The sequence below is a fragment of the Frederiksenia canicola genome, from assembly GCF_011455495.1.
GTDB classification, from domain to species: Bacteria; Pseudomonadota; Gammaproteobacteria; order Enterobacterales; family Pasteurellaceae; genus Frederiksenia; species Frederiksenia canicola.
This window is the reverse complement of the sequence record NZ_CP015029.1, coordinates 333,176-346,342: the sequence shown is the minus strand read 5'-3', so window position 1 is coordinate 346,342 and position 13,167 is coordinate 333,176. Positions and strand designations below refer to the sequence as shown.

The 13,167-nt window shown below is 45.2% G+C and carries 17 protein-coding genes; 4 read left to right on the top strand and 13 right to left on the bottom strand.

All coding sequences use genetic code 11. The annotated features are described in order from the left end of the window. Nucleotides 1–67 precede the first annotated feature (67 nt). On the bottom strand, nt 68–565 hold the full coding sequence (gene tpx / locus A4G17_RS01700) for a thiol peroxidase (protein ID WP_123956946.1): 498 nt from the start codon (nt 563–565) through the stop codon (nt 68–70). Between the two features lie 122 nt (nt 566–687). On the opposite strand from tpx, the gene A4G17_RS01695 reads away from it, so the two are divergent. The 4 genes from A4G17_RS01695 (at nt 688) to pdxY (ending at nt 4,862) form a co-directional block, all read left to right on the top strand. Further along, nucleotides 688–1,407, top strand: a complete 720-nt coding sequence (locus A4G17_RS01695; RefSeq protein WP_123956945.1) for a 1-acylglycerol-3-phosphate O-acyltransferase — start codon at nt 688–690, stop codon at nt 1,405–1,407. A gap of 79 nt (nt 1,408–1,486) precedes the next feature. Continuing rightward, nucleotides 1,487–2,896: a multicopper oxidase domain-containing protein gene (locus A4G17_RS01690; RefSeq protein ID WP_123956944.1), complete on the top strand. Its 1,410-nt coding sequence runs from the start codon at nt 1,487–1,489 to the stop codon at nt 2,894–2,896. A gap of 89 nt (nt 2,897–2,985) precedes the next feature. Continuing rightward, entirely contained in the window at nt 2,986–3,939 is a 954-nt protein-coding gene (accA, locus tag A4G17_RS01685; protein WP_123956943.1) for an acetyl-CoA carboxylase carboxyl transferase subunit alpha, read from the top strand. Nucleotides 3,940–3,998: 59 nt separating this feature from the next. After that, on the top strand, nt 3,999–4,862 hold the full coding sequence (gene pdxY / locus A4G17_RS01680) for a pyridoxal kinase PdxY (RefSeq protein ID WP_123956942.1): 864 nt from the start codon (nt 3,999–4,001) through the stop codon (nt 4,860–4,862). Between the two features lie 48 nt (nt 4,863–4,910). On the opposite strand, the gene A4G17_RS01675 is transcribed toward pdxY, so the two are convergent. The 12 genes from A4G17_RS01675 to epmA form a co-directional block, all read right to left on the bottom strand. Next, nucleotides 4,911–6,317 carry a DHA2 family efflux MFS transporter permease subunit gene (locus A4G17_RS01675; protein ID WP_123956941.1) on the bottom strand — a complete coding sequence of 469 codons (1,407 nt, stop codon included), beginning with the start codon at nt 6,315–6,317 and terminating at the stop codon, nt 4,911–4,913. Nucleotides 6,318–6,389: 72 nt separating this feature from the next. Beyond that, on the bottom strand, nt 6,390–6,770 hold the full coding sequence (locus A4G17_RS01670) for a lysozyme inhibitor LprI family protein (protein WP_165894247.1): 381 nt from the start codon (nt 6,768–6,770) through the stop codon (nt 6,390–6,392). 69 nt (nt 6,771–6,839) lie between these two features. Then, nucleotides 6,840–7,079 carry an FAD assembly factor SdhE gene (locus A4G17_RS01665; RefSeq protein ID WP_123956939.1) on the bottom strand — a complete coding sequence of 80 codons (240 nt, stop codon included), beginning with the start codon at nt 7,077–7,079 and terminating at the stop codon, nt 6,840–6,842. Next, nucleotides 7,079–8,023, bottom strand: a complete 945-nt coding sequence (ispH, locus tag A4G17_RS01660) for a 4-hydroxy-3-methylbut-2-enyl diphosphate reductase (RefSeq protein WP_123956938.1) — start codon at nt 8,021–8,023, stop codon at nt 7,079–7,081. Before ispH ends, A4G17_RS01665 begins: the two co-directional genes overlap by 1 nt. Nucleotides 8,024–8,027: 4 nt before the next feature. Then, nucleotides 8,028–8,513 (bottom strand): signal peptidase II, encoded by a 486-nt coding sequence (gene lspA, locus A4G17_RS01655; protein ID WP_123956937.1) that lies wholly within the window; start codon nt 8,511–8,513, stop codon nt 8,028–8,030. 25 nt (nt 8,514–8,538) lie between these two features. Continuing rightward, nucleotides 8,539–8,877, bottom strand: coding sequence for a nitrogen regulatory protein P-II (glnB, locus tag A4G17_RS01650; protein WP_123956936.1), 339 nt, complete (start codon nt 8,875–8,877; stop codon nt 8,539–8,541). 10 nt (nt 8,878–8,887) lie between these two features. Beyond that, nucleotides 8,888–9,481, bottom strand: coding sequence for a molybdopterin adenylyltransferase (gene mog, locus A4G17_RS01645; RefSeq protein ID WP_123957080.1), 594 nt, complete (start codon nt 9,479–9,481; stop codon nt 8,888–8,890). A gap of 95 nt (nt 9,482–9,576) precedes the next feature. Then, nucleotides 9,577–9,936, bottom strand: a complete 360-nt coding sequence (locus A4G17_RS01640) for a YbaN family protein (RefSeq protein WP_123956935.1) — start codon at nt 9,934–9,936, stop codon at nt 9,577–9,579. A gap of 106 nt (nt 9,937–10,042) precedes the next feature. Next, nucleotides 10,043–10,768: a UDP-2,3-diacylglucosamine diphosphatase gene (gene lpxH, locus A4G17_RS01635; protein ID WP_123956934.1), complete on the bottom strand. Its 726-nt coding sequence runs from the start codon at nt 10,766–10,768 to the stop codon at nt 10,043–10,045. A gap of 9 nt (nt 10,769–10,777) precedes the next feature. Further along, nucleotides 10,778–11,305 (bottom strand): DUF1523 family protein, encoded by a 528-nt coding sequence (locus A4G17_RS01630; RefSeq protein WP_123956933.1) that lies wholly within the window; start codon nt 11,303–11,305, stop codon nt 10,778–10,780. Nucleotides 11,306–11,314: 9 nt separating this feature from the next. Further along, nucleotides 11,315–12,103, bottom strand: a complete 789-nt coding sequence (locus A4G17_RS01625; protein WP_123956932.1) for a TatD family hydrolase — start codon at nt 12,101–12,103, stop codon at nt 11,315–11,317. A gap of 66 nt (nt 12,104–12,169) precedes the next feature. After that, nucleotides 12,170–13,153 (bottom strand): elongation factor P--(R)-beta-lysine ligase, encoded by a 984-nt coding sequence (gene epmA, locus A4G17_RS01620; RefSeq protein WP_123956931.1) that lies wholly within the window; start codon nt 13,151–13,153, stop codon nt 12,170–12,172. Between the last annotated feature and the right edge of the window lie 14 nt (nt 13,154–13,167).

Sequence of the window (13,167 nt, the reverse complement as noted above, 5' to 3'; positions counted from 1 at the left end):
ACGCCACTTGCTGACTGCTTGTGGCGTGATTTTTTAGTAGCTCATACTAAATCACTCTTTTTTGTGTTTAAAGTACCGCTAACGCCGCATCGTAATTTGGCTCTTGTTTGATTTCAGGTACTAACTCGCTATGTAATACTTTGTTGTTTTCGTCTAACACGATCACGGCACGAGCAGTTAAGTTCGCTAATGGACCTGTCACAATGTCCACGCCAACTGCGTTGTGGAACGCTTTGTTGCGGAAAGTGGAAAGCACTTGCACATTTTCAATACCTTCTGCTCCGCAGAAACGAGCTTGAGCGAATGGTAAATCCGCTGAAATGCAAAGCACCACAGTGTTCGCAAGGTTGGCGGCTTTTTGGTTGAACACACGTACCGAAGTGGCACAAATGCCCGTGTCGATGCTTGGGAAGATGTTTAACACTTTGCGTTTTCCTGCGAAATCGCTCAATGAAACATCCGCTAACCCATTGTTGACTAAAGTAAAATTCTCAACGGTGGTGTTTACCGCAGGAAATTCGCCTGCGACTTCAATCGGGTTGCCTGCAAGGGTAATTTGAGTCATAAAAAGTTCCTTTATGTTAAGTGAAAATCGTGGTTACTATACCGATTTTTTAAGACGATGAAAATACGACATCATTTTACGTTTTTGCTATACTGCGACAAATTTTTTGCAAGGAAAAGGCTATGTTAAAACTTCTTCGTATTGTTGTGGTGGTAATTGCCGCCGTTTTGATTTGCTTAGTGGGAACAATTTATGCGTTGCTGCGTTTCCGACATCCAAGCAGCGTAGGTGTCGTGGCAAGAGCCTTTGGGGCTCTGCATCCCTTATTTGGATTAAAGGTAATTAAACGTCCAAAACCTGAATTTACCCAACCAGCCATTTACATTGGCAATCATCAAAATAATTACGATATGGTTACGATCGCGGGTATGGTACCAGAACGGACGGTAAGTGTGGGCAAACGTAGCCTGATCTGGATTCCGTTTTTTGGCTTGGTTTATTGGGCAACGGGCAACATTTTTATCCACCGAGAAAAACGCAGCAGTGCAATTAGCACGATGAATAAAGTGGGTGAAATTATTCGTGAGAAACAGATTTCGATCTGGATGTTCCCTGAAGGGACTCGTAGTCGTGGCCGTGGTTTACTGCCTTTCAAAACAGGGGCGTTCCATACCGCTATTGCTGCAGGGGTGCCGATTGTGCCTGTAGTCTGTTCTGATTTACACCACAAAGTTGATCTCAACCGCTGGAACAACGGCGTGGTGATTTGCGAAACGCTTGATCCGATCGACACGAGCGGATACAGCCGAGAAAATGTCAAAGAGCTGATGGATAAATGCTATAAGCAAATGGCGGATAAATTAGCCGAGTTGAATCAAGAAGTGGCGGCACTTGAAAAGTAGCCTTTGCAAAATTTTCGAATGATCTCACCGCTTGTGATCGGCATGGGTGGGTCAAAATCTTACAACGATAAAATACACTATGAATAAATCACGCCGTCAATTTCTCAAACGAACTGGTCTTGCGACTGGTTTTGCTCTTGTGCCGCAAGCAGTTTGGGCTGCGGAGCGTCCAAAACTGGTGATTCCACCGCTGATTGATGTTGGACGTGGTCGCCCCGTGCGGCTGGATTTTCGCCCTGCTCAAACTCAATTCGATAGTGGCAAATTGGTCGATGTGTGGGGCGTGAATGGGCAATATCTCGCCCCAACAGTGCGGATGAAATCGGGCGATGTGGTGCGATTAACCTACATCAACAGCCTGCCGCAGCCGTTGTCCGTCAATATTCAAGGGCTACTTGCCCCGACTGAAATGGTCGGTTCCATTCATCGCCAGTTAGAGCCAAATCAAAACTGGTCACCTATTCTTACCATCAATCAACCTGCTTGTACGGGGTGGTATCACGCGGATTCCATGCTCAATTCCGCTTTTCAAACCTATCGTGGTTTGGCGGGGCTGTGGCTGATTGAAGATGCAGAGAGCCGTAAAGCAAAGCTACCCCGCAAATATGGCGTGGATGATATTCCGCTGATTTTGCAAGATCAGCTGATTAACACGGATGGAGTACAGGTGTTAGACAGCCAAGCCCTGCAATTTTGGGGTAAGCGGCTGTTTGTAAATGGGCAGGAATCCCCCTATTTTGATGTGCCACGAGGCTGGGTGCGTTTACGAATTGCCAATGCTTCGCTCTCTCGCCGTTATGAATTACGCTTAGATAACGGCAAACCGCTCTATCAAATTGCTACGGGTGTCGGATTTTTAGCCCAACCGCTTGAAATGGAAAGTATTTCCGTAGCACCGAGTGAGCGAGTGGAGCTGCTGATCGATCTGAATGAAGGCGAAAAGGTGTCGCTGATAAGCGGACAAAAACGTGGCTTCTTTTACAAAGTAGAGCAATTTTTTGCCGATGATGACGAGCTGATCGATAATGTGGTGGTCGAATTTCGCCCAAAAGGATTACCTTCCGCATTGAATAGCGATGCCGTGCTGCCGCCATTCAATGTGGGCGATTTCCAACTGAAAATTGCTCAGGAGCGTCAGTTTACTTTACGACCGCTTGATCGGCTGATCAATCAACAGCGTTTTGACCCAAAACGGATCGACTTCACTGTGCAACGAGGCACCGTTGAGCGTTGGCATCTCACCAGTAACGACCCCATTGGTTTTACCTTGCAGGGGGCGAAGCTGATTATCGAAACACAAAACAACCAAAAATTCCCTCATAAACAACTGGCGTGGCGGGATACAATTTGGCTCGAAAAAGATCAAGAAATGACGGTTTTAGTCCGTTTTGATCACGCAGCTCCAGAAACGCATCCATTTACCTTTGGCGTGTCGGATTTAATGCTACGAGATCGTGGGGCAATGGGACAGTTTGTGGTAAAAGAATAAATTTGTAAAATTTTGCACAAATCCGACCGCTTGTTGCGGTTTCACTGATAGAATACGGCAATTATTTCTGCCAACAGAAAGGAAAAGCTATGACTTTAGAATATTTAGATTTTGAATTACCAATTGCAGAACTGGAAGCAAAAATTGATGCCCTGCGTTCTGCGGTGGGCAACGACGATAAAATCAATCTTGACGATGAAATTTCACGCTTACAAAAGAAAAGTGAAGAATTGACCAAAAAAACCTTTGCTGATTTAGATGCTTGGCAGGTTTCGAGAATGGCTCGCCACCCAAGCCGTCCTTATACGCTAGATTATATCGAACGCATTTTCACCGAGTTTGATGAATTGGCGGGCGACCGTGCCTTTGCCGATGACAAAGCGATTATCGGCGGCATTGCCCGTTTGGACGGGCGTCCGGTGATGGTAATTGGCCACCAAAAAGGGCGTAACGTAAAAGAGAAAGTTAAACGCAATTTTGGTATGCCAGCCCCTGAAGGCTACCGCAAAGCGTTACGTTTAATGCAGATGGCAGAACGCTTCAATATGCCAATTATCACCTTTATCGACACCCCTGGAGCTTACCCTGGCATTGGGGCAGAAGAACGTGGTCAGTCAGAAGCGATTGCCCGCAACTTGCGTGAAATGTCCACCTTGAAAGTACCCGTGATTTGTACCGTGATCGGCGAAGGTGGTTCAGGCGGTGCTTTGGCGATTGGCGTGGGCGACAAAGTCAATATGTTGCAATACTCCACCTACTCGGTGATTTCGCCAGAGGGCTGTGCTTCCATTTTATGGAAAAGTGCCGAAAAAGCCTCGACTGCGGCGGAGGTAATGGGCTTAACTGCACCACGTTTGAAAGAGTTGGAGCTGATTGACAGCATCGTGCCAGAGCCGCTTGGTGGGGCTCACCGCAATTTTGATGAAATGGCGGCCAATTTAAAACAGCGTTTACTGGATGATCTTGCCGATCTCGACCCGCTCGACCAAGATGCTCTTATCGACCGCCGTTATCAGCGGTTGATGAACTACGGTTATGTATAACGATTAAATCAGCCCCCGCTTGCGGGGGCAAAATTTTTCAGTCAATCAAGGGACAATAAATGAAAAACGTGCTTTCCATTCAATCACACGTCGTTTACGGCTATGCAGGCAATAAGGCAGCGGTATTTCCGATGCAGTTGCTTGGGATCGATACTTGGGCGTTGAATACCGTTCAATTTTCCAACCATACGCAATATGGTAAATGGAAAGGGATGGTGATCCCGAAAGAGCAGATCGGTGAAATTGCTCAAGGGATAGCGGAGATTGATGCCCTGCACGAATGTGATGCAGTGCTGTCAGGCTATATTGGTGCGGCGGAGCAAGGGGCGGAAATTTTAGCGGTTGTGGCGAAAATTAAAGCGTTAAATCCAAATGCGATCTATTTTTGTGATCCTGTTATGGGGCACCCTGACAAAGGTTGTATCGTTGCACCTGGCGTGGCGGAATTTTTGCGAGATGAGGCAATGGCACAAGCGGATATTATTGCACCGAATTTAGTTGAGTTGAGAGAATTAACGGGATTGCCAGTAGAAAACTTTGAGCAGGCAATTGAAGCTATCAACGTAATTTTGAGCAAAGGCCCTAAACGCGTGTTGGTTAAACATTTGAGCCGAGTGGGCAAAGATCTGAGCCAGTTTGAAATGGTGCTTGCTAACCAAGATGGCATCTACCACATCAGCCGCCCGTTGCACGAATTTGTTGGTCGTGATCCCGTTGGCGTGGGCGATCTCACTAGCGGTTTGTTTTTAGCGAATTTGCTCAACGGTAAATCAGATTTAGATGCCTTTGAACATACCGCCAATGCGGTAAATGACGTGATGAGTATCACCCAACAAAGCGGTAAATACGAGTTGCAGATCATCAAGGCCAGAAATTTGATTGTGAACCCTGAAAGCCGCTATCAAGCGGTTAAAATTGGTTAGCTTTTTGCGAATAGCAACAAAAATGGGCGTTTAAAACGCCCATTTTTGTTATCTATTTTTCTGTAACTTATTGGCAAACCACAAAGTGAGCACACTCATTCCAATCGCAATCAGAAATGCAAAGTGGACACCGTAAAGCATGGCTTGTTGCGGTAGTTCACTGGCTTTGTATAGCTCTTCGCCAATATGAGTAACGCCTACGAAAAATGCCGCACCCACCGCACCTGCAATCGGATTAATGGTACTGATAATAGCGGTGCCGTGCGGATACATCTCTTTCGGCAAGGCATTTAACCCGTGAGTTTCGGATACGATCATCATCGATACCGACATTGGCAGCAAAGTGAACACTGCGGTTAGTAGCCAAACAGGGCTGGTGACATCAAATAAGCAAAGCATTAACGCAAAAGTGGTGCACAACAATATCGCCCCAGGTAACACAATCGGTTTTGCTCCCCGCTTGTCGAGCTGATTCCCCATAATCGGTGACAAAAACGCCTGAATCACGCTCCCTGGCAATAAAATGAGCCCCGTGATCGTGCCAGAAAGTAGCACTACTTGTTGCAGGTACATCGGCATAATCAGTTCCGTGCCGATAAACACGAACATCAATACGGCTAAAATGAGCATCGCATAACGATATTGTGCAAAATGGAACACGTTAAGATCGATAAGTGGCACATCCAGTTTGAACTGACGACGCGTAAACCACACTAGCAAGGTAACAGAAATAGTAAAAATCACACTAAAAAGTGGTACGCCAAGCATCGTAAAATTGCTGGTGGAATAGACCAAACCGCCTAAACCAAAAATCGAAAGCAACACCGATAAGCCGTCAATTTTGGGTTTGGTGATCGGCTGTAAATTGACGTTAAGAAACAGTATTGCCAATACAATCGACAGCAAAATAAACGGCACGGTCAGCAAAAACAGATACCGCCAACCGAGATGATCGACCACAATCCCCGATAGGGTTGGCCCTATTGCAGGGGCAACCATAAACATCATCGTAATAAAGCCGATGATAGTACCACGCCGATTAGGTGGATAAATCAATAAAATGCAGTTAAACAAAATTGGGACAGTGAACGCCGCAGATACCGCTTGAATTAGCCGCCCTACCAGTAAAATCGGGAAATTCGGGGCAAAAGCACAAATCAACGAGCCAGCTAAAAACGTGAGTAGCGTGACCAACAGCATAGTGCGCGTGCTAAACCATTGAATGATATTCGCTGTCAGTGGTGTGAATGCCCCCATGACTAATAAAAAGCCAGTGGCAATCCACTGTACGGTGGTTTTATCTACTGAAAACTCTTGCATGAGTGTGGTCAGTGCCACATTTAGCAGCGTTTCGTTCAAATAGCCAAAAAACGCCCCGATTAAGAGCGTGAAAGTGATCAATTTCGTCGGAAAATTCGGGTCTTCCCCGAAGTATTCGTATTGTTTTGACATCATTATTCCAAAAAAATAGGGGACGTTTTCACGTCCCGTTTGCAAAAAATGTAAAGAAACTGACCGCTTGTCAGTCTAGTAAGTGTACCAACTGTGCTTGGTGATCGCATTGGTTTGGCAGTTGCCCGTTTTACACTCTCGTAGGCGGTCTCGCAGGTATTCTGTCCGCTCACGGTTGATCTTAAAATTGCAACCCACATCAATTTCACCCTTATTTTCACATGCCATATCACGATGACGGATCCAATCTCGTTGCGTTTGAGTCAAGCCTTTTGCCACTTCAGGTTTGAGTGTCGATTTCAACTCTTTATAGACTGCGTTTAGCTCATTATCGGATTCTAAAAACAGCTTTGCTGAACAATAAGTGCGGTCGTAACTGGTGTTGAAGTGATCGCAGGCATCGTTAGCGATGGCAAGTGTTGGAACCAAAAGTGAAAGTAAAAGTAGCTTTTTCATGAGTTGCTCCATTGGTGAGGGATAGATTTGCAAAAGTTTGTCTGTAAATGACCGCTTGTAGGCATCACATTAATATGCCAACTTCGATTTAATCAGCTCCACCATTGCCTGCAATTCGGCGGTTGGGGTGGGCAGTTGGTTCATAAACCAGCGAAAAAGTTCAGGGTCGGAATAGCTCAACATTTCAACAAAAATCTGCTGCTGGCGTTCACTCAATTCATCAAAATGTTGCTGATAGAATGGCATAATCAATTTATCTAGCTCTCGCATACCACGACGGCATTCCCATTCAATTTTAAAACGGTTCATTATTGCACCTCGGTAATCCGTAATTCTTTTGGCACTTCAAACACGGTGTTTTCTTCGCAGCCTTCTAGCTCGCTCACTTCCGTTGCACCAAGTGCTTTTAAACGAGCAACCACCGATTGCACTAACACTTCGGGTGCAGAAGCCCCTGCGGTGATGCCGATAGTTTTCACGCCATCGAGCCAGTTTGGATCGATGTCTTGTGGTCCATCAATCAGCTGAGATGGCGTCCCCATTCGAGAAGCGAGCTCTGCCAAACGGTTGGAGTTAGACGAATTTTTCGAGCCAACCACGAGCACTAATTGTGCTAATTTTGCCAATTCTCTGACCGCTTGCTGGCGGTTAGTGGTAGCGTAGCAAATGTCGTTTTTGCGGGGACCTTGAATAGCAGGATATTTCTGCTTTAGGGCTTCGATCACATCGCTAGTATCATCAATTGACAGTGTCGTTTGGGTCATAAAGGTCAGGTTTTCATCATCTTTTAGGTGTAATTTAGCGATATCTTCCACATCTTCTACTAAGAAGATGCCGCCTTGTTCGTTGTCATACTGCCCCATTGTGCCGACCACTTCAGGATGCCCTTCGTGCCCGATTAAAATCGCTTTCGTGCCTTTTTTGCTGGCACGAGCGACTTGCATATGCACTTTCGTCACCAATGGGCAAGTGGCGTCAAACACTTTCAATTCACGTCGCTTAGCTTCGTGGCGAACCGCTTGCGAAACGCCGTGAGCAGAGAAGATCACAATCGCACCGTCTGGCACTTCATCCAGTTCCTCCACGAAAATGGCCCCTTTAGCTTTCAAACCATCGACCACAAAACGATTGTGTACCACTTCGTGTCGCACATAAATTGGTGCCCCGTGAATTTCTAACGCCAGCTCCACAATTGAAATTGCACGATCCACCCCCGCACAGAAGCCACGTGGGTTCGCTAAAATAATGTTCATTTAATCACTCTTTTTTAGTTTTTTTATGTTCCAACAACGAATCTAAAATCAGCAGACCCGCTCCAACCACAATGCCAATATCGGCAATATTAAATACAGGATAGTGATACACATCCCAATAAAAATGGAGAAAATCAACCACATAGCCGTTATAAGCACGATCGATCGCATTGCCAATCGCCCCACCGATAATCAACGCATAAGCCGTATTTTGCAGTTTCATTTCAGGTTTGTTTTTATACAGCATTACGACCAACGCCGCAGAAATCACCACCGCTAAACCTAAAAAGAAATAGGTCTGCCAGCCATCGTGATCTGCTAGAAAACTAAACGCCGCCCCATAATTTCGGGCATAAGTTAGGTTAAAAATCGGCAAAATATTAATGCTTTCATGTAGATCAAAGCGTTGTACAACAAGGTATTTGGTAAAAAGATCAGTAGCGATGATTGCAACGCTCAACCACAGCCAAGAGAGTGTGTTTTTTTTCATGGATTGTCCTTATAGGGCATTGTCGCTAAATCGCTTCTTCGTTTTCTTCGCCAGTACGAATGCGAATGGCTCGCTCGACATCGTATACAAAAATTTTGCCATCGCCGATTTTACCTGTTTGAGCGGTGTCGATAATCGCTTCAATACACTCATCGACTTGATCATCAGCCACCACAATTTCGACTTTCACTTTCGGCAAGAAATCGATCGCATACTCCGCCCCGCGATAAAGCTCGGTATGTCCTTTTTGTCGTCCAAAGCCTTTGACTTCGGTCACGGTCATTCCCGCAATGCCCACATCGGTTAGGGCTTCCCGCACATCATCTAATTTGAATGGCTTAATAATGGCTTCGATTTTTTTCATTTTTTTGTCCTTATTTTCTCGCAGCTTTTGGTCGGAAACTTTCACAAATGGCTGGATTCGTGTCGATATAAATGTCGCTTAACAGCTGTAAACAGTAAGGAACAGCAGAGAAAATGCCGCGAATGAGCGTTTTTCCGTCGCTATCTTTCACGCCTTCTAAAGTTTCTTTAATTGCTTTTGGTTGACCAGGTAAATTTAAAATCAGCGAGTCGTGGCGAATGGCACCTACTTGGCGAGAGAGAATGGCGGTCGGCACAAAATGCAGGCTGACTTGTCGCATTTGCTCGCCAAAACCGGGCATTTCACGATGAGCCACCGCTAAGGTCGCATCGGGGGTGACATCTCGTTTCGCTGGGCCTGTGCCACCTGTTGTCAGCACTAAATGGCAGGCTTTTTCATCGACAAGTTCAATCAGTGTTTGTTCAATCACCGCTTGTTCATCGGGGATCAAACGGGTTTCAAGCTCAAACGGCGCTGTTATAGCGGTTTCAAGCCACTGTTGTAATTCAGGAATGCCTTGGTCGGCGTAAACGCCTTGGGAGGCTCGGTCAGAAACAGACACTAAGCCGATTTTGAGCGTGGTTTTACTTAAACAAGCGGTCATTTCGAGAGAATTTTTTGCAAAAAATGGGACGTGCATCATATCGCATTTTGCAACATTTTGCCAAAAACTCACCGCTTGTGGGGCGAGAAAAGGGGCTATCGAATAGTTTTGATTTTAAAGAAGAAATAGTAATACTGGAAAATAATGACTAAGATCATGGCGATTTTTCCCCAAATGTTTGGTAGGGCGAAAAACGCAAAAATACAAAAAGGTGCGGCAAAAGCGAGAATGGAAATTTTCTGTTTCATCGTCATTGCACGGCGTTGGTCATATTCTTTAAGGTATTTTTGATAAATTTTCGTGCCAAGAAACCAAGTATGTAACCTCTCAGAGCTTTTGCCGAAACAGTACAACGCGGCCAACAGAAATGGCGTGGTTGGTAGCCCTGGTACGACAACGCCGATGCCGCCTAGCACAACAAATAGTAACCCTGAAAGAATAAAAATTGGTTTCATATATAAGTGAGAATAAATCGCAAAATCAAATGATAAAGGGATTTTGCCAAAGTTTCAACGAGTTTGGTCTGGTGTGCTCGTTAGGAAAAGATGAACGCAATTGGGTTTAGCGTATTTCATTAAACGCAAAACCCTTTTCGTCTACTGCCAAAATAGAGGCCGTTTTGCCCCAATCGCCTAGCACGATACGGGTAAACAAGCGGTCAGATTCGCTCGAAATGTTGCAAATATGCACGGCTTGTTTGTGAGTGTGTCCGTGGATCAACCACTCTGCCCCCAAATTTGCCACGGTTTCAGCGGTGAATTGCGGATTGATGTCCATAATTTGTGCCGATTTTGTGCCTTTATCGGCTCGGCTTTTGGCTCGAATTTTGTGAGCGATTTTTAGTCTCAGCCACAATGGCAAACACAAAAACAACCGTTGCCGCCATTTTTGGTGTACTTTACGCCGAAATTGTTGGTATTTGATATCATCAATGCAGAGCGTATCACCGTGACAGATCAAGGTTTTTTTGCCATATAGATCAATCAGATAATAATCTGGCAGCAACTGCATTCCTGTCTGTTCGGCAAATGTTTTACCCAGCAAAAAATCGCGATTGCCACAAATAAAATAACACGGCACGCCTTGAGTGGTGAGAGTTTGAATGGCGGTTTTGACTGTGCGGATCAGCTCGGAGTCTTCATCATCGCCAATCCAAAAATCAAATAAATCCCCCAAAATATAAACCGAGTCTGCAAGCGGTGCGTTTTCTCGCATAAATTGCAAAAACAGCTCGGTGATTTCAGGTTGGCGTTCGTTTAAATGAAGATCGGCGATGAAGTAGTGCATAGTGAGCTATTATTTTGAACTATCAAACCAGCCACGGATCACTTGCACAGACAAGAAAAAGGTCAATGCAAACAGGGCGTAGAAAATGTAGCTAAACCATGGGTGCGAGCCTGAGTCGCCTTCGGCAAGTGGTTTGATTGAGACGATATTACGGAATTCATTCAACCAGTTGATTCGCCAGCCGTAATATTTAATTTCAACTTGCTTTTTCTCATTGGCATAGGCTTGTGCTTTGGCTTGAATATCCGCTGAGTTGAATTTGAAGTAGAACGGTAAGCCCCAGCCAGTGTCTTCGTTGCGGTAAACCATGACTTTTTTGGTTTCAGGCTCTTCGGTGAATAAAAAATAAACATCTCGCACAGCACCATCAGCAGGGTTTGCCGCACTGAGTAAGCCGTCTTTATCCATTCTGCGAACCTCCATGCCCGTTACCGTTGTGGTTTCGTAACTTGGGAACGCGTAATTAACCGCACCAATCAGAACGATGTGGAGTGAAAGGGTGACTAAAATGAGAAAATATTTGATCATTGCTTTCATAATGACTCCTTATTGATTGATTTTAAATAAATTTTTGACATTTTGCGTCGTAATTTGTGCCATTTCTTCCAGCGAAATGCCTTTCAAAGTTGCGACATATTCACACACCTCACGCACATAAGCAGGCTGGTTCGGCTTGCCGCGATAAGGAATCGGAGCAAGATATGGTGAATCCGTTTCGACTAATAGCCGATCAAGTGGGACTTTTCGCACTACATCCCGTAATTCTTCGGCATTGCGAAAGGTAATAATACCTGAAATGGAGATATAAAACCCAATATCCAAGGCACTTTTTGCCATTGTCCAATCCTCAGTGAAGCAATGTAACACACCGCCGCATTGCTCGGCATTACCTTTTTCAAGAAAATGCATCGTATCTTCTCGAGCAGAGCGAGTATGGACAATTAACGGTTTGTTTACCTGTTTAGCCATTTCAATTTGTTGTTCAAATAAGGATTGTTGCAATGCCTTGGTTTCGGGGGTGTAGTGATAATCCAACCCAGTTTCACCAACGGCGACTACTCGAGGATCTTGCACAAATTCAAACAACTTTTCGTAATCAAAGGGCTCTTCTTCCACATTGAGCGGATGAACCCCACACGAAAGTGAGACTTCAGGACGATGTGCGGTGAGCTGTTTCATTTTTTCAAAACGCCCAACGGTGGTACAAATCGAAATAAAATGCTGCACGCCACGAGCCTTAGCGTTGTCGAGCACCTCGTCCACATTTTTGTGCCGAGTGTCGTAATCGAGACTGTCTAAATGACAGTGGCTGTCGATGATAAATAAGTTATTCAAAATCTATCCTAAATTAAGTTGTTGATATCACAAGCGGTAAGATTCTACCAATTTTTTACAAATTGCCTAAGCTCTATCCACACTGAACGCCATTACCTCATCAATTCGATCTGCATCCATCGCAATCATCAGTAAACGATCAACCCCGAGTGCTACACCGGAACAGTTTGGGATCCCCGCTTTTAAGGCCTCAAGGAAACGGCTGTCGAGTTGCTGCCGGGGGAGCCCCATTTCTTCCCGCTGTTTGTTGTCTTGTTCAAAGCGGCGGAATTGTTCGTTAGCATCGCTTAATTCGTGGAAGCCATTGGCGAGTTCCAATCCTTTATAATAGAACTCAAATCGTTCGGCAATACGGTGATCTTCCGTGCTAATTTGAGCGAGAGCCGCTTGCGTAGCAGGAAAATGGTAAACCACTGTTGGTCGCTCTTTGCCGATATGGGCTTCGACCACTTCACTAAATAAAAATTGCAACAGGGTATCCCTCTGCTCGTTTTCATCACATTGCAAGCCATGCTCACGGGCCTTGGCAACCAGCTGTGATTTGCTGGCGGAAAGCGGATCTAAACCAACGTAAGTTTGGAATACAAACTGATAGCTGAAAGATTCCGCAGGCTCGCAATCCAAAATTTGTTGCAGTAGATCATCGACTTCATTGATTAAACGGTACATATCGAAATGTGGACGATACCATTCCAACATCGTAAATTCAGGGTTGTGGCGTTTGCCGGCTTCTTCGTTGCGAAAAACGCGACAAAGCTGAAAAATGGGTCCACTACCGCACGCCAACAGCCGTTTCATATGGTATTCGGGGCTGGTGATCAAATGTAGCCTTTTCGCTTGATTGGCAAACGGCGACAAAAATTGAGTGCTGAAAGTTGAAAGGTGCACGTCCGTCACGGAAAACTCACTCATTGCTGGTGTTTCGACTTCCAACACGCCCCGTTCGGTAAAAAATTGGCGAATTTCATGGATGATTTTCGCTCGTTGAATTAAATTTTTAATGCTCGCCGATGGTTTCCAATCGAGCGAGCAATTTTGCAAATTTTCCATAGAATCTAACCGCT

Coding starts and splice junctions, on each gene's coding strand:
- tpx (WP_123956946.1), bottom strand. CDS start 565: ATGACTCAAATTACCCTTGCAGGCAACCCGATTGAAGTCGCAGGCGAA.
- A4G17_RS01695 (WP_123956945.1), top strand. CDS start 688: ATGTTAAAACTTCTTCGTATTGTTGTGGTGGTAATTGCCGCCGTTTTG.
- A4G17_RS01690 (WP_123956944.1), top strand. CDS start 1,487: ATGAATAAATCACGCCGTCAATTTCTCAAACGAACTGGTCTTGCGACT.
- accA (WP_123956943.1), top strand. CDS start 2,986: ATGACTTTAGAATATTTAGATTTTGAATTACCAATTGCAGAACTGGAA.
- pdxY (WP_123956942.1), top strand. CDS start 3,999: ATGAAAAACGTGCTTTCCATTCAATCACACGTCGTTTACGGCTATGCA.
- A4G17_RS01675 (WP_123956941.1), bottom strand. CDS start 6,317: ATGATGTCAAAACAATACGAATACTTCGGGGAAGACCCGAATTTTCCG.
- A4G17_RS01670 (WP_165894247.1), bottom strand. CDS start 6,770: ATGAAAAAGCTACTTTTACTTTCACTTTTGGTTCCAACACTTGCCATC.
- A4G17_RS01665 (WP_123956939.1), bottom strand. CDS start 7,079: ATGAACCGTTTTAAAATTGAATGGGAATGCCGTCGTGGTATGCGAGAG.
- ispH (WP_123956938.1), bottom strand. CDS start 8,023: ATGAACATTATTTTAGCGAACCCACGTGGCTTCTGTGCGGGGGTGGAT.
- lspA (WP_123956937.1), bottom strand. CDS start 8,513: ATGAAAAAAAACACACTCTCTTGGCTGTGGTTGAGCGTTGCAATCATC.
- glnB (WP_123956936.1), bottom strand. CDS start 8,877: ATGAAAAAAATCGAAGCCATTATTAAGCCATTCAAATTAGATGATGTG.
- mog (WP_123957080.1), bottom strand. CDS start 9,481: ATGACCGCTTGTTTAAGTAAAACCACGCTCAAAATCGGCTTAGTGTCT.
- A4G17_RS01640 (WP_123956935.1), bottom strand. CDS start 9,936: ATGAAACCAATTTTTATTCTTTCAGGGTTACTATTTGTTGTGCTAGGC.
- lpxH (WP_123956934.1), bottom strand. CDS start 10,768: ATGCACTACTTCATCGCCGATCTTCATTTAAACGAACGCCAACCTGAA.
- A4G17_RS01630 (WP_123956933.1), bottom strand. CDS start 11,305: ATGAAAGCAATGATCAAATATTTTCTCATTTTAGTCACCCTTTCACTC.
- epmA (WP_123956931.1), bottom strand. CDS start 13,153: ATGGAAAATTTGCAAAATTGCTCGCTCGATTGGAAACCATCGGCGAGC.